The sequence below is a fragment of the Clostridium muellerianum genome (assembly GCF_012926525.1).
Classification (GTDB): domain Bacteria; phylum Bacillota; class Clostridia; order Clostridiales; family Clostridiaceae; genus Clostridium_AM; species Clostridium_AM muellerianum.
Genome location: NZ_JABBNI010000001.1, coordinates 14,009 through 35,253, shown reverse-complemented (window position 1 = coordinate 35,253; position 21,245 = coordinate 14,009). Strand labels below are relative to the sequence as shown.

Here is a 21,245-nt window from a genome sequence, read left to right as displayed (position 1 = left end):
TACACAAAATAATAGTCATTAAGACTCCATTACCTAATATATCAAATAGTTCTTTAAGTTTCAATGTTTTACATCAATTATTAAATCTATGTTAACATTAAGCTTTTCTTATTTTTTGTTTTATAAGAGATACCATGTACATATATTCTTCTACTTTAAATAAATGGATACATGCCATATAAACTCCTGTTCCTATAAAAAATGATATTATTATTGATACTATACTAGCCTTTAGTTCTGATGTAATTAATAACATACTTAACTTATTTACTGCAAAAATAAACATTCCCATAATTGCAGAGGCTAAAAAGGTTTTTGCCATCACGCTAAATATTTTTTTTACATCTACACTTCCAATCTTTTTATTTAAGTCAATAAGCATTATTACAGTAACAATAATTGAAGCTACTGTAGTTGCTAGAGTCAATCCAGATACCTGCATATACTTTACTATAAATATGTTTATAACTACATTTATCAATATTCCTACAAAGCTATTTATCATTGGTGTTTTTGTATCTTTAATAGAATAAAATGCTTTATTTAAAATGTCTCTTATTCCATAAAAAATCATAGCGGGACAATAAAATAACAGCGCACTTGAAGTAAGCTTTGCTGCTTCACTTGTAAAGGCTCCTCTTTTAAATATGATACTTATAAGAGGCTGTCTTAATACTGCTATAGCCACTGCTGCTGGTACCATTATAAGTATAATTATATTTATTGCTCTTTTTACTGCAATTTTATATTCTGTTTTATCCTTCCTTGCTGCTAATTCCGACATAGTTGGATATACTATCATTGCTATTCCTATAGCAAAGACTTCATATGCTAGGGTATTAATTTTATTAGCGCAATCTAAAACAGTAACAGCTCCAGAAAATATATTTGTAGCAAATGATCTGTTTACAAACACATTTAACTGAATTAATGATGTACTTATAATAACAGGTATCATAAGCTTAAACATATTAAGCATTTCGTGATCTTTAAAGCTTATATGCCCTTGATACTTATATCCCAACTTTTTATACTTAGGTACATTAATTATAAATTGTGCAAAGAATCCTATAACTGTAGCTACTGCAAATCCTTTTATTCCATATCTAGCTGTCAAAAATACAAGATATATTATATACACTGCATTAGATACAAAAGCCATAGCTGCTGGTTCATAAAACTCATTATGACATTGAAGTACTCCTGTCACTATACTCTGAAGACTTACAAATATTAAAGACAACAACATAATTCTTGTCATTTCCACAGACATTTCAAATACATTAGGATTACTTACAAAACCATGGGCAAATATATAAATTATGTTTTTAGTAAAAATAATCAATATAATAGTAACTACAATAGTAACTATTGATGATACATTTATAACATTATTTACAAACTTATCTCTTATCTTCTTAACACTTTTTTGTAAATGCTCTGTATGTACAGGTATAAAAGTTGTAGTTAGTCCATAACTTATGGTGGTAAGCAAATAAACTATTCCTAATGCAAAATTATATATATCCGTAGTATAATTTGCTCCAAACTTTGCTGCAATTAATGAGTCTCTTACTAATGCCAATACCTTGCCTAAAATTATAAACACCATAACTAATATAGACTTTTTTATCATTTTTTTAGTCATTAATTTTCACTCCACCTATGTCCCTCTGACAGTATTTGTTTATAAAAATTATAATATCCATTACAAAATGTATTCATAGAATATTGTTTTTTCACAAGTTCATATAAATTCTGTCCTTTATCTCTTAACATATCCTTATTTTCATATGCTGATTTCATTTTTAAATATATATCTTCTACTGACTTTGGATCTATTAAAAATCCTGTTTCATCATTTATACACTCATTTATATCACCTACATCTGAACATATAGCCGCTCTTTTAGCTGCACCACTTTCTAATATAACAATAGGAGGTGACCCACCTTCATTAAATGATGTAAGTATACTTATATCTGATGCATTTATAAAATCTACCACATTACTTTGAAATCCGGTAAAAATAACTTTATCTTTAATTGATAATTGATTGCATTTTTCCTCTAAAACAGCTTTAAGCTCTCCATCCCCAATTAATAAAAGTTTTGTATTAGGATATTCGCTATTTAATTTATTAAAAGCTTCTATACAAAGCAAATGATTTTTTATGGGATGCATTCTTGCCACCATTACATATACAAAATCTTCCTTACTTATATCATATTTATTTCTTACTTTATCTTTGTCATTTAAAATACTTATTTCTTCTAAATCAATTCCATTATTGACAACAGTCTTTTTTCCAGTAAAATTACTTTGCTCCAAAAGCTTTTTTATATACTTTGAAACACATATATAGTAAGGAAAACTCTTTAAACCTAATTTACTTAATGGTGTAAAAAATAAATACTTTAACTTGTTATTTAAGAAGTCATATCTGTAATCACTATGAACAGTAGCAGCGCAAGGTTTACTAAGCTTTTTCTTCATTAGATAATACATAAAAAATGCCTTAGCTCCATGGAAATTTATAATATCTACATTATTTTCTTTTACATAATCACAAATTTGATTATTTCTCAAGCTTTCAATTAATATTACCCTTATTCCCATATTCCTGGCATTATCATATAATTCACCTTTTCCTATACACCCAATGACAGTATCAAATTTACCCTTTGAATAAACACATAAATTTAATACATGTTTTCCACCACCACCATTATCATTTCCTGATATAATCTGTAGAACTTTAATATAAATCACCTGCCTAATATATATAACACGGTATATGCTACACTTACTATATATAATATATAAATATAACTTTGGCATGCAATATTTGCATGCCAACATTCTTACTATTTCAAATTTAATAATATTTTTTCAAGCTTTCTAGCTATAGCTTCCCTTGCATAATGCTCCATTACATATTTTCTTCCGTTTTGTCCAAGTTTAATTCTTAGCTCTGGATCTTTATATAATTTTAAAACAGCTTCTGCAATCTCTTTAGAATTTTCTGGTTCAACAGTAATTCCAGCTTGAGCATCATTTATAAGTTTTTCAGCTTCACCTTCTACAGCTAAAACTATGGGTAATTCTGAAGCCAGTGATTCAAACATTTTGGAAGGTAACGCTCCCTTAAATAAATCCAGTTTCTTCAAAGGTATAATTGTGGCATCCATGGATGCTACTATTCTAGGCATTTTAGGTTTTGATTGTACCGGCATAAAAGTTACATTATTAAGTCCCTTTTCTTTTACCATATCAATTAATTTCTGTTTTTCAGGTCCATCACCGAAAAATAAAAACTGTATATCCTTATAATCTCTTAAAATGTCCGCTGCTTCTATAATTACTTCTAACCCTTGAGCTATACCATGAATACCTGCATAGCATATAGCAAATTTACCATGAACACCAAGTTCTTTTCTAAATTCTTCATCTCTATTTTCTCTTTTAAAGAATTCTGTATCTACACCATTAGTTATAAGATGTACTTTATTTTTATCAAATCCTCTACTAACTATATTATCTACTATTCCTTTAGTTTGTCCTGTAACTGCATGTGCTTTCTTATAGCAAAATTCTTCAAGCCATGTGGATAAACTAATCAATAATTTATTATGAAGCACGTTAAGCTTTACAGCAGATTCAGGCCATAAATCGGATATATTAAAAATAAACTTCGCTTTTTTTCTCTTAGCTAAAATATAACCTGACCATCCCAAAAATAGTGGAGGTGATTCTGTTATTATTGCATCCTGCTTATCTATGTACTTTGATCCTGTAAGCACTGATGAAAATGTAAATGATAAATAGTTTCTAAGTCTTTTTGTAAAACTTTTATCCTTTGTTGCATAAATACTTGTACGAACTATTTTTATTCCATCTATTTCTTCAAGAACAACTTTTTTATCCCTGTATCCTTCAAATATTTCCCCCTTAGGATAATTAGGCATAGCAGTTAATATAGTAACTTCATGGTTAAACTTTTTTAACTGTTTAGCAAACTCAAAAATTCTATTTTGAGGAGCTCCAACTTCTGGAGGACAATATTGAGTTAAAAATAAGATTTTCATTTTTCCACTCCTTATTTTCCTATTATCTCTAGTATTTTGTGTCCAGCTTTTCCATCTCCAAATATGTCCTTTTGCTGCTCTTTTGGCTCAAAATTAACTATTGAATCAAGTATTTTGTTTTTATCTGTTCCTACAACCTTATTCCATCCATTTTGAACTGTTTCAACCCATTCAGTTTCATCTCTCATGGTTACACATGGTTTCTTTAAGAAGAAAGCTTCCTTTTGAACTCCGCCGCTGTCTGTTACTATTTTTTGTGAATTCATCTCTAAATTTATCATTTCAAGATATCCTACAGGCTCTATTACTTTTACATTTTCATTAAATTTTAGTCCATAATCACTAATATATTTTTTAGTTCTTGGATGCATAGGCAATATTACTGTTTTACCACTTTCATTTAATGCTTCAATTATATTTTTCAATCTATTTATATCATTAGTATTTTCTGCCCTATGTATGGTAGTTAAGATATATTCATTCTTGTTAACTTTAAGTTCATTAATTATGTTAGATTTATCTTCAGCTAACCCTTTAAAATGAAGTACAGCATCAAACATTACATCTCCAACATTGTGAACTCCCTTGGTTATGCCTTCATTTTTAAGATTTTCTATAGCTGAAGTTGTAGGGACAAATAAGAACTTTGAAATATGATCTGTCAAAATTCTATTTTGTTCTTCAGGCATAGTCATATTAAAACTTCTAAGTCCAGCTTCTACATGAGCTACTGGAATTAAAAGCTTACTAGCACATAGCGCTCCTGCCAATGTAGAATTAGTATCTCCATATACTAAAACCAAATCTGGTTTTTCCTTTAAATATATTTCTTCCAGCTTAATAAGCATTGTTCCTGTTTGATGTCCATGATTACCTGAACCAACTTCTAGGTTATAGTCTGGTTTAGGTATCTTTAGTTCATCAAAAAATACTTTAGACATGTTTTCGTCGTAATGCTGACCTGTATGAATAAGTATTTCCTCGTGCTGCTTTCTTATAACATTAGACACAGCTGCAGCTTTTATGAATTGTGGTCTTGCTCCAACCACTGTTAATATCTTCATACCTCTTCCTCCTATTTGAAAAGCCTTTTTAATATTTTTGACTTATACTGCTTTTCTAAACATTATCATTTCTTTTAATTTAATAATTTCTTCCATCCTTACTATAAATGCAGTTATTATAAATACAATAACTCCAGCAAATGAAGAAATTAAAATTTTAATGAATACTGAAACTGTTGATACATATTTTAAATCCAATACCATATTTAAATAGTATATAACTATTAGCATAACAGCTGAAGCAATAATGGTTTTTATTGCAGTTATAAGTATCTTCTTACCATTCATACTTCCTATTTTTCTTCTCAAACTGAAAATGAGTAATGCACAAGCTATATACATAGATGTAGCATTAGCTAAAGCTAATCCTTTAAGTCCTAGAAAGTATTTATATATAAATATTAATATTATATTTAATACAAGTGATATAGCACTGTTTATCATCGGAGTCTTTGTATCCTGCAGTGTATAATACGCTTTACATACAAAATCTCTTAAGCCAAAAGCTAAAAGTCCTAATGAGTAAAAACATAATACACTAGAAGTTATATCTGTAGCACTTCTAGTAAATGCTCCTCTTTCAAACAATATATAAATAATAGGTTTACTTTGCATCATTACAATTAAAGACATAGGTAATATAAACACTATTAACGTACATATAGATTCACTTAAAGTAGATTTCATTTCCTTCATCTCATTATTGGCTGTTTGCCTTGCCATCTTGGGATAAATTACTGTAGATATGGCCACTACAAATATATCTACAAATAAAGCAAAAACTCTATAAGCATAAGTTAGAGATGATAAACTTCCCGCACTATAACCCGTAGCTACTCCCCTCTCAACAAATGTATTAATTTGCTGAACTCCTGTTCCTAAAATAACAGGAATAAGCATTAAACACATTCTTTTAAGCATAGGATCTCTGAAATTTATTTTAAAACTATGCTTTAATCCAATCTTTACTACATATGGTATTTGAGGTAGTATTTGAATTGCAGTTGCAATAAGAGTTATTATTGTAAATCCCATTACGCCATATTTTTTGCCAAAAATAAACAAATATCCAATTATAAGTACATTAAATGGAAGCGCTACTAAAGAAGGTACTGCAAAATTATTTTCAGATTGCAGCATACCATTAAATATATATAATACTGCATTAACTGTAAGTGTAGGTATTAATATAATCGTAAGTAGTTTTGTAAATTGAAGCTTACCACCTACGAATCCTGGATTTAAAAGAGACACTATAGGATTTATAAAAATTACACACATTACAGATATAATTACAGTTATGAATATAAAGAAATTCAAGACATTGCTTACAAATTCACATGCTTCTTTTTTACCTTGTTTCCTCTTTTCATTATAAAGTGGAATTAGTGTAGTAGTAATTGCTGCTCCTATCATTATAAATAATACCATTGGAAGGTTAGATGCTGCATTATAAGCATCTAACTCTATAGTTCCAAATTTTGCAGCTGTTACACTATCCCTTAATAGTCCAAGTATTTTACTTATAAAAGTACATACAACTATTATAGTAGCACTTTTTACTAATTTATTTCCATCACTCATTTTTTCACCTTTTTTACTGTCTACTATATAAATTAATGCATGATATTGTAACACCATACATCATCCAATATGGAAAGAAGTAAGTAACAGAACTTGGTCCAAAACTGGATAACGCAAAACCAAACAATGCCGCTATTAAGGTGTATGCTGATATTTTAGCTTCATAATCTCTCATATTGGATATAAGAAGTAATCTGTATAATAAATATAAATAGTAAATTCCATATAAAATAAAGAAGAAAACTCCAAAATCACCAAGCACCTCTATGGCTAATCCATGGGGACTGTATATGCCATGAGTATTTCCTTTATCCATTAGTTGCTGAGTAGTATTTCCTGCACCGAAACCTAAAAGTTTTTTATCATGAAATACACCTTCAACTACATCATATACTACCGTTAATCTTTCACCTTCTGAACCTTCTTCACCGACTTTAACATTTTCTATATTAGTAAGTTTATTCATTTTTTGCTTCATTTGATTACGATACATATCACTGTTTCTCATTACAAATACATAGCTGAATTTGTATACAACCCCAAAGCCTATAACAATTATTAGTGGATATATTAAACCTTTTAGTTTATACTCTTTTAACATAGCTATAGTAAAAATTGCCACCATTAATATTACAGACAAAAGGCTCACTCTTGATGTTGTAAGTGCTATTGCAGCAAAAATAAGTAAACTACACAACAAATAAACTATTTTTTGTTTGCTATACCTTCCAAAAGTGAAAAGAAACACTGGAATAGGCAAACATAAACTTAATAGTGTAGCCAAATTATTAGGGTTATAGGAAAATACCATAGGTCTTGTTTTTAAAAGCTCTATCTCCATTTCTGAGAGCTTATGAACAGTATAGTTATAATAATGTTTTACAGGTAATTCTACACCAACTGCAGTTTCTATTATTCCTATAACAACTATTACTGCAGCCATTAATCCAATAATTTTTATAGTATTTTTAAATTTCTCTTTTGTATTATTATATATAACAATCACTGCTAAAAAAGCAAACATCATAGCATAAATTGCAATATATTTAATATTAAAAGATTTATTCTTTGACCAAAAATAGCCTGCACATATGTATATAAACCATATTACAAAAAAAACTAAAATCTTTTTATCCATGTTTACATTTATTCCACCATTTTTAATCCACTGTAAAGCTGTAAAAATAATCATAATAAACAACATTACATGAAAAAAATAAATTTGTTCATGCCCTGGCAAATATGCTGTATATTCAAATGCAGCAGATACTAACAATGTACAATACAATTTATCATATAATTCAGGTGAATAAGTTAAGCTTAAGCTTAAAGCTGTGCATACAAAAAATAGCATTCCAATTACATAATCGTGAATTAAAAATGATCTTGCAAGTACAGCAATAAATACTACACATAAAAATCCTAAGCTTCTTTTATCTAGTTTGTTCATCTGTTTTTCCTCCCGAAATCAGAAAACTATCATATAATTTCTTCATAGTTCCTGCATTATGTATCCAATTATATCTATCTTCAACTAACTTTCTAGCATTAACAGAAAATTTTCTTATTTTATCTTCATCTTCTATTAAAATCTTTAATTTTTCCTTTAATAATTTAATATTTTTAGGTTCTACAGTATAACCATTAACATCATTAAAAACTATTTCTGTTAATCCACCAACATTAGTTGACACTACCGGTCTTCCACATGCGCATGCTTCTACTGCTGCTACTCCAAAACTTTCTCTTAAGGATGGTATACATACTATATCCATCATATTTATGTATTCAGGTACCTTTACATTATCTACTTTTCCTGTAAAAGTAACTTTATTTTCTATATTTAATTCTGTACATAGACCTTCTAAATTTTGTCTTTCCTCTCCATCTCCAACTATCATTAACCTTATGTCTTTATTACTTTCTTTGCATAAATCATTAAAAGCACTTATTAAATAATCTATTCCGTATATTTTATTTAAATTTTTCATTACACCTATAGTTATATAACTTTTTTGTAGAACTGAAGTACTTTCCTTGAATCTATTTATATCTACCCCAAAAGGAGTTATTGTTATATCTTTTTTGCTTTTATAATACTTTTTCGTTTCATTAGCCATATCCATACTGGTAGAACATACTGCGTCTGCACCATTAAGTATGTATTTTAATAACTTAGCATTAAAAGCATTAGACTTAGGAAAGTCATACACATCACTTCCCCATACAGATACAATAAAGGGGTGATATCCGCTAATCCTGCCAAAAAGTCCATAGCTTGTAGCATAATGACTATGCAATATATCTGGTTTTATTTCATTTACTAATTTTTTTATTTTATTAACAATAAAAAAATATGATAGCTTATTTCCAAAAGGCGGTTTTATAACAAAACTTTTTACATTTTCACTGTATTTATATTTAGTATCTCTCATAGATATTAAATATATTTCATTATCAAGATCAGAAAAATAATTTATCCATTTCCTTGTATGGATGCTTTCCGCATCTGCTAAAAAACATATTTTAGCCATTAATTACACTCCCTAAAACAGCAACAGTTGACAATGGACATTGCCAACTATCTGCTGAATAATGTTATATATTATTGATTCCTAAGTAGTTGATCTTCTGGCACTTTTCTCAATTCTTTAGCTGGATTTCCTGCCACTATAATTTCCTTTTGTACATCTTTTGTTACTAGACTTCCTGCAGCTACAAAACCATCTTCATTTATAACTTTTCCAGGTAATATTGTAGCCTGAGCTCCAATTCTTCCACCCTTCTTAACAGTAACTCCCTTAAAATGATTGTATCTTTCCTTTGAACGAGCTGCAAAGTTATCATTTGAAGTTACTACTCCAGGCGCTATAAATACATTGTCTTCAACTACAGAATATGCTGTCAAATATACATTTGTTTCTAATTTGCAATTTGAACCAACCTTGCAGAAGTTTTCAACAGCAGTTCCTCTTCCTATTATAGTTTTACTTCCTATAGTTACATTTTCCCTTACAGTAGCTAAGTCTGCAATAAGAGTTTTTTCTCCTATTTCACAGCCACAGTAAATAATAACACCTGCTCCTATTAAGCATCCTTCTCCTATTTTCGCTCCTGGGAATTCCTTCTCATCTTTGAATATACTATTTACAGCTCTCATAGGTTGTTTTCCTACTACTGTATTATCATCTATTCTAACATTATTTCCTACCTTAGTACCTTTATGTATTACTACATTGTGACCTATAAGACAGTTATCTCCTAAAACCACATCATCTTCTATTACTACAAATCTTCCAAGGCTTACATTAGCGCCTATTTTAGCTTTACCCGATATATAGTTTTCCATTTTCAATTCTCCATTCTAAAACACTATTTTTTATGTATTTTTTCTACATTCACCATTTCCGTAGTTGAAAAACTTTCCATTGGGAACTTAACTGGCATTCCTGTAAGTCTTGACTTATACGCTGCAAGAATTATAGACATACCCTTTTTACCTTCTTCACCGCTTACAAGAGGAGCTCTATCATTATTTATAGCATCTATCATATCTTTAAATAATGGATTATGTCCAAATCCATAAACAGAATCTGGATCAGCACCTTGAGCTTTTAATATTTCATCCTCATTATCTTTATTATCCTCAAATCTCCAAGTTTCTATTTTATTTACTGCAAGACCGCCTATAGCTACAGTTCCTTTTTCTCCAAATATGCTTAAAGTTTCCTCTAAATTCTTTGGATATACACAAGCACTTCCCTCTACTATTCCTATAGCGCCATTTTTAAATCTTATAACTATTGCTCCAAAATCTTCAGCTTCTATATCTCTTAAAAATGTATCGCACTGAGCATATACAGTATCAATTTCTCCGCCCATCATCCACTGCAATAAGTCTATGTTATGTATACACTGGTTCATTAAAGTACCACCATCAAGCTTCCATGTACCTCTCCATGGCGCTTGAGTATAATAACCCATATTTCTATTCCAAAGTATTCTCGCAGTTCCATTAACAAGTCTGCCAAATCTATTTTGCTCTACAGCTTTTCTTAATTGTTGTATTGGTACATTAAACCTATTTTGATGACTTACACAAAGCTTAATATTGTTTTCTTTTGCACATTTTATCATGCTATCAGCATCTTCTATTGATAATGCCATTGGTTTTTCAACTATAGCATGTTTCTTCTTATTCATGCAGTACTTAGATATTTCAGGATGATAACCACTTTCTGTAGCTATAGTTACTACATCTATATCTTCTTTTTCAAGCATCTCTTTATAATCTGTATATACAGAAACTTGAACTTCTTTTCCTATTTTTGTTATATATTCTTTTTTCTTTTCTTCTGCTTTTTCGTTTATAACATCACAAACAGCTACTAAAACAGCTTCTTCTTGATTATCAATTAATGCTTCTACATGTTTATATGATATTCTTCCACAACCTATAATTGCAAACTTCAATTTTTTCACAAATATCACTCCTAAATCTTATATTTTCTTGTATATAAAACTGCCTTTTAATAATTTTCGGAAGGTGTAGTGCCTTCCGAAAACATTATATTAAAGCTTATGAATTTTTTCTCTGTTATTCTTTACATCCTTTGTAGCATTTCTTGTATCATAAAGTAAATTAGCTTTTTCAACTATTGTTTCATAATCATAACAACTATGGTTTGTAGTTATAATTACAATATCAGCAGTTTTTATAGCCTCTTCCCACTCTACTGAAACATACTCTTTTCCATTGTGTTTAAATTTAGGAATATAAGGATCATTTATTATTACATTGGCACCATTCTTCTCTAAGTGTTCTATAACTTTAAGAGCTGGTGATTCTCTCATATCATCAATATCATTTTTATATGCTACACCTAATAATAATACATTTGCACCATTCATTGCTTTCTTTTGAGTATTTAAAAGCTTCATTGCATTATCTACTACAAAAGCTGGCATGGAATCATTTATATCTCCTGATGCCTCTATTAATTTAGTATGGAAATCAAATTCTTTAGCTTTCCATGATAAATAGAATGGGTCTAATGGTATACAATGACCACCAAGTCCTGGACCTGGATAGAATGGCATAAATCCATATGGCTTAGTTTTTGCAGCTTCTATTACTTCCCATATATCTATTTTCATTCTATTGCATAATATAGCCATTTCATTTGCAAGACCTATATTTATATTTCTAAAAGTATTTTCAAGTATTTTTTCCATCTCAGCTACAGCTGGTGAAGATACTGTGAAAACTTCTCCTTCTAGAACACTTCTATAAAGAGTAGCAGCAACTTCGGTACATTCTGTTGTACAACCACCAACTACTTTTGGAGTATTTTTAGTTTTGAATTGTTTATTACCTGGATCAACTCTCTCTGGTGAAAATGCCAAAAAGAAATCTTTTCCACATTTTAATCCACTTTCTTCTAGAATTGGCTTTAATACTTCTTCAGTAGTTCCTGGATATGTTGTACTTTCAAGAACTATAAGCATTCCTCTGTGTAAATATTTTGCAACACTCTTAGCCGAACTTACAACATAAGATAAATCTGGTTGTTTGTATAAATCTAATGGTGTTGGTACTGCTATTGAAACAGCATCTACACTTTCTACAAAACTAAAATCTGTAGTAGCTTTTAACTTTCCTTCCTTTACTAGCCTTTCTAAATCTGTATCTACTATATCTCCTATATAATTTTCACCTTTATTTACCATTTCTACTTTTTTATCTTGAACATCAAATCCTATGACATTATATCCAGCTTTAGCTTTTTCAACTGCAAGTGGAAGTCCTACATAACCCAATCCTACAACACCTAGTTTAGCTGTTTTGTTTTTTAGTCTTAATATTAATTCATCTCTTAACTGTGACATCTTTCTTCCTCCCGTATTTCTTATAATATCGTAACTGTATCTACTGTTACGTTTACCGGCTTAATTTTCTGTATGCTTATATATTAACACACTTATCACCTTCAGATATGATTTTTTACTTAATCTGAAATATACTTAACAAATAATAAGTTTAATTTATTATTTGTAATTCACTTTATTGTTTTCTTTTATATGTTGGTACCTTTTCCTCTACAAGCTTAATTATGCTTTCCTTATCCATATAGGCAACATTACTAAACTGATCTATTGATTCTTCTATAAATTTCATATCTTCACCAATAGGTTTATCTACAAATATTTTATCATGTTCTGTAGAAGTTAATGCAACCTCATTCATTAACAATTCTTCATACAACTTCTCACCAGGTCTAAGTCCTGTATACTCTATTTTTATGTCTACATCAGGCTTATAACCTGATAAAGTTATCAAATCTCTAGCCAAATCCGCTATTTTTACTGGTTGACCCATATCCAATACAAATATTTCTCCACCTTTAGCTATAGCCCCTGCTTGAATTACAAGCTGTGCTGCTTCTGGAATAGTCATAAAAAATCTATTTATTTCAGGATGGGTTACTGTAACTGGACCTCCATGAGCTATTTGTTTTTTGAATAATGGTATTACTGAACCATTACTTCCTAAAACATTACCAAATCTAACTGCCACATATTCTGTTTCACTAGCCCTATCAAAGGCTTGAACCATAATTTCGCAAAATCTTTTTGTAGCTCCCATTATATTTGTAGGATTTACAGCTTTATCCGTGCTTATTTGCACAAATTTTTTAACTTTAAATTCATCACAACATCTAAGCACATTGTATGTACCTATAATATTATTTTTAATAGCTTCTGATGGATTACCTTCCATTAAAGGCACATGTTTATGCGCTGCTGCATGAAATACCACATCTGGCTTATACTTATCAAAAATTTTATTCATTCGTTTTTTATCTCTTATAGAAGCTATGATAACTTCTTTGTTAAGGTCAGGCTGATTGTAATTTAATTCCATTTGTACATCATAGACATTGTTTTCATAAATATCTAATATCAATAGTTTTTTAGGACTAAACCTAGCTATTTGCCTACAAAGCTCTGATCCTATTGAGCCACCGCCTCCTGTAACAAGAATGGTTTTATCTTTTATGTACCTATTAATATTTTCATTATTAAGTTTAACTTCATCTCTTCCTAATAAATCTTCTATATTAACATCTCTCAACTTGCTTATATTAATTTTCCCATCTATTATTTGGTATATTCCAGGAAGAGTTTTTAACTTACAATTAGTACTTTTGCATATATTTATTATCTCCCTTTTTATATTAAGATCAGCTGACGGTATAGCAAGTATAATTTCCTCTACTCCCTTTTGAGTACATATTCTATTTATCTGATCTCTACCACCTATAACTTTTATTCCATTAATTAATTTTTCTTTTTTAGATTCATCATCATCTATAAGTCCTACTATATCATAATTTAAATCTTTATGTCTTTTTATCTCCTTTATAAGCATTGCTGAAGCATCACCAGCTCCAATTATAAGCAATTTCTTATCATGCTTTTTGCCAACCTTTTCTCCCTTACTTTCTTCCTTAACCCTATAATTAAATCTTATTCCGCCTAATGCAATTACAGATAATATCCAAAATATTATATGTACTGAAAATGGAAATCTATAATAAGTCTTTTCTAAAAACTTATAAGTTATAAGATAACTATATATTACAAATATAATATTTGATACAGATATCGAATATATAATAGACATCAGTTCTTCAATAGAAGCATATTTCCATATACTATTATATAATTTGAAGAACTTATTACATATTAAAGTTATAACAACCACTGGAATTAATGATAATTTTAAAAATACCATATCCTCTGGTGGTATCTTGAAATTAAATTTCAAAAGAAAAGCAAAATATAAAGAAACTATAAGAAAAACTATATCATATATTATAAGCTTTTTATCTTTCTCCATGTTAACACATCCTTAAACATTATTGTAAAAACTTTGTACTAAAACTCCCTTTTTCTATTTTACATCATAGAAAAAATTATTCAATATATTTTTTTAAAGAATGGAGCACACTTAAAAAAGAGTTGTAAGATATTACAGCCCTTTTTCCTTATTTTCTGATATTTCATTTTTAAGATTTTTAAAAAACTCTGTTTCACCTAATGTTAAAAGATATTCCATAAAAGGTTCTTTAAGTTCATCCCTTTTTAATGCATACTCGACTGTAGCTTTAAGGAATCCCAATTTATCTCCTACATCATATCTTCTTCCTTCAAAACTATACGCATACATTGCTTCAGATTTAATCAATGTTCTTAGTGCATCTGTAAGTTGAATTTCATCTCCTTTACCCGGAATAGTGTTTTTTAATATATCAAATATAGCAGGGGTTATTATATATCGTCCTAGTATTGCAATATTTGAAGGTGCCTCTTCTACTTTAGGTTTTTCAATTAAATCTTTTACTTTATAAACACTGTCCTCAATGTACATTCCTTTTACTATTCCATACTTATATACATCTTCCTTATTAACTTCTTGAACTCCTATAATAGATGTTTTATATTCATCATAACAGTCTATAAGCTGCTTTAAGCAAGGAATTTTACTATCTACTACATCATCACCTAACATTACTGCAAAGGGCTCATTTCCTACAAAAGTTTCTGCACAACTTATGGCGTGTCCAAGTCCTTTAGGTTCCTTTTGTCTTATATAATATATATCTGCCATATTAGATATTTCTCTAACTAGATATAGTAAATCTTCTTTTTTATGATCTTCTAAATCCTTTTCTAATTCTACTGACTTATCAAAATGATCTTCTATAGCCCTTTTATTTCTTCCTGTTATTATAAGTATTTCTTCTATTCCTGAAGCTACTGCTTCCTCTATAATATATTGTATTGTAGGCTTATCTACTATAGGAAGCATCTCTTTTGGCTGTGCCTTAGTTGCTGGCAAAAATCTTGTTCCAAGTCCGGCTGCAGGTATTATAGCTTTTTTTACTGTCATAACAAATCCCCTTTCACTTCCAATTAAAAATATTACAAAATACACATCCAATTTATTTTTCACATTTATTTTAATTTATATACCTGTATAAAAAGCAGTAATTACTTTATTATACCGTCAAGTTCCACCACAACATCATCCTCAGGATTTATCTTTTTTGCAATTTCTAAATGAAGTTTAGCATTTTTTATGTCATTGTTATTCAAGTAACACATAATAAGGTTAGTACATATTTCTATAGATTTAGTTGCTTCAAATGCCCTTCTTAGGTATGCTATAGCAGTTTCATAATCACCTAATGAAGCATAATTAATTCCAAATTCATTTATTACCTCCATAATATTGCTATCTATGCTCATTGATTCATTTAAATAGTATATAGCTTTTTCATAATTTTCTAATATTCTATACGCTACTGCAATGTGATAGTATAAAATAGCGTCATTACCAAATTCATTAACAAGAGGTAAAAGTAAACTTAAAGCTTCTTTTGGTGAATCATATAATATTTCTTTACCTTTTTCATAATTTATAATTAATTTTAATGATTCCTTAAACTCTGTAACTTCCAAAGACTCTTTTCCTCCATTCTCTGTATAATTATTTATACAAAAAAGAGCTTTTTCAAAATCCCCCTGTTCCCTCATTATAATAGCCTCATAAAAGTATGCCATTGGATAGTTTTTATTTTTTTTCACTATTTCAATAAGTGACAATTCTTCATCTTCATAACTTTTATCTAATTTTCTTAATTCATCAACTACAATTAAAAGTTTATCGTAAATTTCTATATTGTTTTCAGTTTTAGATAATCCTTTAAGAAGTATATATGCATCTTCGTAATTCTTATGCTTTATATTCTCTGCAATCTTTCCTTTAATAAATTTATCACTATCTTCTATATTAATAAGTATATTATTATAGATATCATTAAATCTAAACTTTTCATCTGCTCCTATAACATAAAACATACCTTCAATAAAAAAACTTATGGGTATTTTTCCTACATTTTTTTCTGTTTTAACCTGATTCACTATGCTTGAGGACTTAACTGGAATATATATGTCTTCATTAACCTCTGTATTAAATAACCTCTTTATATTTTCTTTTTTTATCTCTAAAAATAGAACTTGAGATAATTTATCTTTAAAATGAGATTTTGGATTCATAAAATATAACACCTACTTAATTTAATATATTTAACACTTTGAATTTTACTATAAATACTAGTTAATATAAAGTAAAAATCTATAACTTAATTTCTAAAGTAGAAATATCTTCTTTATCTCCACCCTAAAAGTTATTAATTCTTTTAGCAATTACATGCTTCGTCTATAACTTCCATAACATTTTTTTTGAATAATTCCATTTTTTCTTCTGAATCTTTTATACTATTACCAATTACAGATAGATAAACTTTCATCTTAGGCTCAGTGCCTGAAGGTCTTACTACAAAACAAGAGTCATCTTCCATTATAAATTTAAGTACATTTGATTTTGGCAATTGTATTATTTTTTCATTAATATTTACTAAATCTTTTTCTACACTTATTTTATAATCCATCTTTTTTACTATTTTAACTTCTCCTAAACTATAACTCATAGAATGTCTTAAATATTGAAGAGCTTTTTCTATTTTTTCTTGTCCTTCTTTTCCTTTAAGCTCTAAAGATACTAGAGTTTCTTTATAAAATCCATATTTATTATATAAATTCATTAAAGCTTCATATAAACTCATACCTTTACTTTTATAATATAATGTCATTTCACATATAAGCATTGATGCTATAACTGCATCTTTATCCCTTACAAAATCTCCTGCTAAATATCCATAACTCTCTTCAAAGCCAAAAATGTATTTTTGGTCTCCCTTTTTCTCAAACTCACCTATTTTCTCACCTATATACTTAAATCCAGTTAATACATCTATAAGATTTACGCCATATTCTTTTGCAATATCAGCTGCCATTTCAGTAGTAACTATTGTTTTTATTACAGCTGCATTTTTAGGCAATTTATTTTTTTCTTTTAAAGATGATAATATATAATGAGTTAAAAGTGCTCCTGTCTGATTACCCGTTAACACTCTATATTCTCCGCTACTATCCTTAACAACTATACCTATTCTATCGCAATCAGGGTCTGTTCCAAATATTATATCTGGTTCGATTTTTTTGGCCATATCTAGTGCTATAGTAAACACTTTAGGATCTTCTGGATTAGGATAAGCTGCTGTAGGAAAATATCCATCTGGCTGTTCTTGTTCCTTTACTACAGTTACATTATTATATCCTAATTCCTTAAGAACTCTCCTCACTGGTATATTTCCCGCTCCATGTATTGGAGTATAAATTATCTTTAAGTCATTTGCACATTTGTCCACTAATTCTTTTCTTATAGTTAAAGCTTTTACTCTATCAATATATTCTTTATCTACTTCTTCTCCTATAATAACCAGAAGACCACTTTGTTTTGCTTCTTCTAAATTCATAGTTTTTACTTTATCAAAATCATTTATTCCTTCAATAAATGAAAAAATTTCCTTTGCATTGTTATCTGTTACCTGTCCACCATCCTCGCCATAAACCTTATATCCATTATATTCTTTTGGATTATGAGATGCGGTTATCACAATTCCAGCCTTACTTTTAAGATGTCTTACAGTATAAGATAAAATAGGAGTTGGTCTTAAGGATTCAAATAAATATACTTTTATTCCATTAGCGCATAGCGTCGATGCTGCTGCCTCTGCAAACTCTTTTGACATTATTCTTGAATCATAAGCTATACTTACAGAAATGTCGCTTTTATATTTATTTATTAAGTATTGGGATAAACCTTCCGTAGTTTTACCTACAGTATATATGTTCATTCTATTGGTTCCTACCCCGATAATTCCTCTTAATCCACCTGTTCCAAATTCTAAATCTTTGTAAAATCTATCTTCTATCTCTTTTTCATTTTGCAATTTTTTTAATTCTATTTTTGAATCTTCATCTAAAAACTCCGAATTTACCCATAAATTATATTTTTCTTTATATTCCATTTCATAACCCTCCTTAAATATGTAATATTTAACATTTACTATTATACTATAAATTATGTTACAATTATATCTCTAATCAATAACATTTTTATTAACTTTCAAAAAATATTGGTGATAAGAATTATAAATTCTTATCACCAACTTTTAATCTACTACCACTCCTTCTAATCCATTGTCATCAACCTTATTATTAGCAGTTACAAATGCTATTATAGTATTTAAATCATCTATAAAAGCTATATCCTTTGAAAGTTCTATATCCCCTACTCTATAAGACTGGCCTATTTCCAAATTAGAAATATCTATGTTAATATGGTTTGGTATATTTTCACTCTTGCATTGAACCTTTATATTAGTTTTTTCCTTTTGAACAACGCCGCCTTTTCTCATTATTAACTCTTCACCTGTAAATATTATAGGAACATCCGTTTGAATAGTTTCATTTTTAGGTATTTCTTCTAAATCTATATGAACTATTCTATGATTTACAGAATCTCTCTGCACCTCTTTTATCAAAGTATTATACTTCTCTTCCTGGAATCTAACATTTAATATACCATGCTCTCCATTATTACTGATTTTTTTATTTAATTCAAGTTCTCCTATTTCAAACATTAAATTATTGATATTTTTTCCGTAAATAATACCTGGTACTTTTCCAAGCTTTCTTTCTTTTCTAGCTTCATGTACTGTATTCTTACTTCTTTTATATAATTCTAATTCTTCCATTTTAAATTCCTCCTAAACATGGACTTTATAAAAGCATTTAACATAATTTAATCATATTATTAATTATTTACATAGTTACTCATATTATTCACAATTTTGCTGTAAAAAATATTTATTTATAAAATTTCTTCTCTTTGTTGCATTTAGAAAACATTTAACATATAATTATATTGGTTTAAATGAAAATATAGGCCAACCCTTGAACTATCACAGTTCAACGGTTGTATTTTTATGAAAGAGGGTGCTTTATCAAGGTGTATAAATTAGATCAAACTCAAACCCCTTTATATGATGCATTAATGGAATATGTAAATAGAGAAACAATTCCTTTCCATGTTCCTGGCCATAAAAAAGGTATAGGTGTAGATGAAGAGTTTAAAAATTTTATAGGAGAAAATCCATTTAAAATAGATGTTACTGTCTTTAAATTAGTTGACAGCCTTCATCATCCAACTGGCCCTATAAAAAAAGCTCAACAATTAGCTGCCGATGCATATGGATCAGATGCCTCTTTTTTTTCAATACACGGAACATCAGGTGCTATTCAAGCCATGGTTATGTCTGTAGTTAAAGCTGGAGATAAAATAATAATACCAAGAAATGTTCACAAATCCATTACTGCAGGAATTATATTAAGTGGTGCAGTACCTGTTTATATGCAGCCTGCGTTAGATAAAAAGGTTGGTATAGCTCATGGAGTTACACCAGAAACAGTAGAAAAAACACTTAAAGAAAATCCTGATGCTAAAGCAGTTTTAATTATAAATCCAACTTATTATGGAGTTGCTGCTGATATAAAGAAAATAGCAGATATAGTTCATGGTTATGATATTCCCTTAATAGTGGATGAAGCACATGGTCCACACCTTGGTTTTAATAAGAAATTACCAACTTCTGCAATGGAAGCTGGAGCTGATATATGTGCCCAAAGCACACATAAAATAATTGGAGCTCTAACTCAGTGCTCTTTATTACAAGTTAGATCAAATCGTATAGATATAAATAGAGTTCAACAAATTTTATCTTTATTACAAACTACATCACCTTCATATATATTAATGGCTTCATTAGATTGTGCAAGAAGACAAATTGCTCTTAATGGTAAAGAACTTTTAGATAAAACTATTGAACTTTCGAATTATGCTAGACGTGAAATAAATAAAATTCCAGGCTTTTATTGTTTTGGAGATGAAATTTTAGGAAATGAAGGCGTTTTTGCCCTTGATCCAACTAAAATAACAATTACATGTAGAGATTTAGGAATAACAGGATATGATTTAGATATGATACTTTCAAATAAATATCATATACAACTTGAGCTTTCCGATTTATACAATGTACTTGCAGTAGGATCATTTGGTGATACTGAATATAGCATAAATGCCCTTATAAATGCTTTAAAAGAAATAAGCAGACAATATTATGGTAATGGAAATAAAAAATCTGATTTTATAGATATTCCTTCCATACCAAAACAAATTAGAATACCTAGAGAAGCTTTTAACGGAACAAAAACTGCTGTGCCTTTAAAAGAAAGTATTGGCATGATAAGTGGAGAATTTTTAATGGCTTATCCACCAGGAATACCTATACTATGCCCCGGGGAAGAAATAACAAAAGAAATTATAGACTATGTTCAAAAGCTTAAACAAACCGGATTATACGTACAGGGAACTGAAGATCCTGAAGTAGAAATAATTAAAGTTGTAAAATAATAATGAAGATATATATTAAACCATATATCTCGAGCTTTGAAAATACCCAGCACTTTTAAAAGT

16 protein-coding genes are annotated in these 21,245 nt (G+C 29.0%); 1 reads left to right on the top strand and 15 read right to left on the bottom strand.

Annotated elements, in window-relative coordinates; genetic code table 11:
- Nucleotides 1–97: 97 nt before the first annotated feature.
- From murJ (HBE96_RS00130) to HBE96_RS00060, 15 genes are all read right to left on the bottom strand, one after another.
- A complete protein-coding gene (gene murJ, locus HBE96_RS00130) occupies nt 98–1,648 on the bottom strand; it encodes a murein biosynthesis integral membrane protein MurJ (protein WP_169295748.1) in 1,551 nt (516 codons plus the stop codon).
- Entirely contained in the window at nt 1,648–2,772 is a 1,125-nt protein-coding gene (locus HBE96_RS00125) for a glycosyltransferase (RefSeq protein ID WP_169295747.1), read from the bottom strand. Before HBE96_RS00125 ends, murJ (HBE96_RS00130) begins: the two co-directional genes overlap by 1 nt.
- 95 nt (nt 2,773–2,867) lie before the next feature.
- The gene (locus HBE96_RS00120; RefSeq protein WP_169295746.1) at nt 2,868–4,088 is read right to left on the bottom strand and encodes a glycosyltransferase family 4 protein; all 1,221 of its coding nucleotides are present in this window, start codon (nt 4,086–4,088) and stop codon (nt 2,868–2,870) included.
- Between the two features lie 11 nt (nt 4,089–4,099).
- A complete protein-coding gene (wecB, locus tag HBE96_RS00115; RefSeq protein ID WP_007061930.1) occupies nt 4,100–5,152 on the bottom strand; it encodes a non-hydrolyzing UDP-N-acetylglucosamine 2-epimerase in 1,053 nt (350 codons plus the stop codon).
- Nucleotides 5,153–5,194: 42 nt separating this feature from the next.
- Nucleotides 5,195–6,793: a murein biosynthesis integral membrane protein MurJ gene (murJ, locus tag HBE96_RS00110; RefSeq protein WP_169295745.1), complete on the bottom strand. Its 1,599-nt coding sequence runs from the start codon at nt 6,791–6,793 to the stop codon at nt 5,195–5,197.
- The gene (locus HBE96_RS00105) at nt 6,750–8,186 is read right to left on the bottom strand and encodes an O-antigen ligase family protein (protein ID WP_169295744.1); all 1,437 of its coding nucleotides are present in this window, start codon (nt 8,184–8,186) and stop codon (nt 6,750–6,752) included. The genes murJ (HBE96_RS00110) and HBE96_RS00105 overlap by 44 nt, the downstream gene beginning before the upstream one ends.
- Nucleotides 8,170–9,270, bottom strand: a complete 1,101-nt coding sequence (locus HBE96_RS00100) for a glycosyltransferase (protein WP_169295743.1) — start codon at nt 9,268–9,270, stop codon at nt 8,170–8,172. Before HBE96_RS00100 ends, HBE96_RS00105 begins: the two co-directional genes overlap by 17 nt.
- Nucleotides 9,271–9,341: 71 nt before the next feature.
- The gene (locus tag HBE96_RS00095) at nt 9,342–10,085 is read right to left on the bottom strand and encodes an acyltransferase (RefSeq protein ID WP_169295742.1); all 744 of its coding nucleotides are present in this window, start codon (nt 10,083–10,085) and stop codon (nt 9,342–9,344) included.
- Nucleotides 10,086–10,108: 23 nt separating this feature from the next.
- The gene (locus tag HBE96_RS00090) at nt 10,109–11,218 is read right to left on the bottom strand and encodes a Gfo/Idh/MocA family protein (protein ID WP_169295741.1); all 1,110 of its coding nucleotides are present in this window, start codon (nt 11,216–11,218) and stop codon (nt 10,109–10,111) included.
- Nucleotides 11,219–11,308: 90 nt separating this feature from the next.
- On the bottom strand, nt 11,309–12,625 hold the full coding sequence (locus HBE96_RS00085) for a nucleotide sugar dehydrogenase (protein ID WP_169295740.1): 1,317 nt from the start codon (nt 12,623–12,625) through the stop codon (nt 11,309–11,311).
- A 175-nt stretch (nt 12,626–12,800) separates the two neighbouring features.
- Nucleotides 12,801–14,639, bottom strand: a complete 1,839-nt coding sequence (locus tag HBE96_RS00080) for a polysaccharide biosynthesis protein (protein WP_169295739.1) — start codon at nt 14,637–14,639, stop codon at nt 12,801–12,803.
- A 132-nt stretch (nt 14,640–14,771) separates the two neighbouring features.
- Nucleotides 14,772–15,692 carry a UTP--glucose-1-phosphate uridylyltransferase GalU gene (gene galU, locus HBE96_RS00075; protein ID WP_169295738.1) on the bottom strand — a complete coding sequence of 307 codons (921 nt, stop codon included), beginning with the start codon at nt 15,690–15,692 and terminating at the stop codon, nt 14,772–14,774.
- A 101-nt stretch (nt 15,693–15,793) separates the two neighbouring features.
- Nucleotides 15,794–16,861, bottom strand: a complete 1,068-nt coding sequence (locus HBE96_RS00070; RefSeq protein WP_169295737.1) for a tetratricopeptide repeat protein — start codon at nt 16,859–16,861, stop codon at nt 15,794–15,796.
- 143 nt (nt 16,862–17,004) lie between these two features.
- A complete protein-coding gene (locus HBE96_RS00065; RefSeq protein ID WP_169295736.1) occupies nt 17,005–18,738 on the bottom strand; it encodes a phospho-sugar mutase in 1,734 nt (577 codons plus the stop codon).
- A 144-nt stretch (nt 18,739–18,882) separates the two neighbouring features.
- Nucleotides 18,883–19,467, bottom strand: coding sequence for a 50S ribosomal protein L25 (locus HBE96_RS00060; RefSeq protein ID WP_169295735.1), 585 nt, complete (start codon nt 19,465–19,467; stop codon nt 18,883–18,885).
- A 254-nt stretch (nt 19,468–19,721) separates the two neighbouring features.
- Between HBE96_RS00060 and HBE96_RS00055 the strand changes: the two genes are divergently transcribed.
- A complete protein-coding gene (locus HBE96_RS00055) occupies nt 19,722–21,182 on the top strand; it encodes an aminotransferase class I/II-fold pyridoxal phosphate-dependent enzyme (protein ID WP_169295734.1) in 1,461 nt (486 codons plus the stop codon).
- The last annotated feature ends 63 nt before the right edge of the window (nt 21,183–21,245 follow it).

Coding starts and splice junctions, on each gene's coding strand:
- murJ (WP_169295748.1), bottom strand. CDS start 1,648: ATGACTAAAAAAATGATAAAAAAGTCTATATTAGTTATGGTGTTTATA.
- HBE96_RS00120 (WP_169295746.1), bottom strand. CDS start 4,088: ATGAAAATCTTATTTTTAACTCAATATTGTCCTCCAGAAGTTGGAGCT.
- wecB (WP_007061930.1), bottom strand. CDS start 5,152: ATGAAGATATTAACAGTGGTTGGAGCAAGACCACAATTCATAAAAGCT.
- murJ (WP_169295745.1), bottom strand. CDS start 6,793: ATGGTGTTACAATATCATGCATTAATTTATATAGTAGACAGTAAAAAA.
- HBE96_RS00105 (WP_169295744.1), bottom strand. CDS start 8,186: ATGAACAAACTAGATAAAAGAAGCTTAGGATTTTTATGTGTAGTATTT.
- HBE96_RS00100 (WP_169295743.1), bottom strand. CDS start 9,270: ATGGCTAAAATATGTTTTTTAGCAGATGCGGAAAGCATCCATACAAGG.
- HBE96_RS00095 (WP_169295742.1), bottom strand. CDS start 10,085: ATGGAAAACTATATATCGGGTAAAGCTAAAATAGGCGCTAATGTAAGC.
- HBE96_RS00085 (WP_169295740.1), bottom strand. CDS start 12,625: ATGTCACAGTTAAGAGATGAATTAATATTAAGACTAAAAAACAAAACA.
- HBE96_RS00080 (WP_169295739.1), bottom strand. CDS start 14,639: ATGGAGAAAGATAAAAAGCTTATAATATATGATATAGTTTTTCTTATA.
- galU (WP_169295738.1), bottom strand. CDS start 15,692: ATGACAGTAAAAAAAGCTATAATACCTGCAGCCGGACTTGGAACAAGA.
- HBE96_RS00070 (WP_169295737.1), bottom strand. CDS start 16,861: ATGAATCCAAAATCTCATTTTAAAGATAAATTATCTCAAGTTCTATTT.
- HBE96_RS00065 (WP_169295736.1), bottom strand. CDS start 18,738: ATGGAATATAAAGAAAAATATAATTTATGGGTAAATTCGGAGTTTTTA.
- HBE96_RS00060 (WP_169295735.1), bottom strand. CDS start 19,467: ATGGAAGAATTAGAATTATATAAAAGAAGTAAGAATACAGTACATGAA.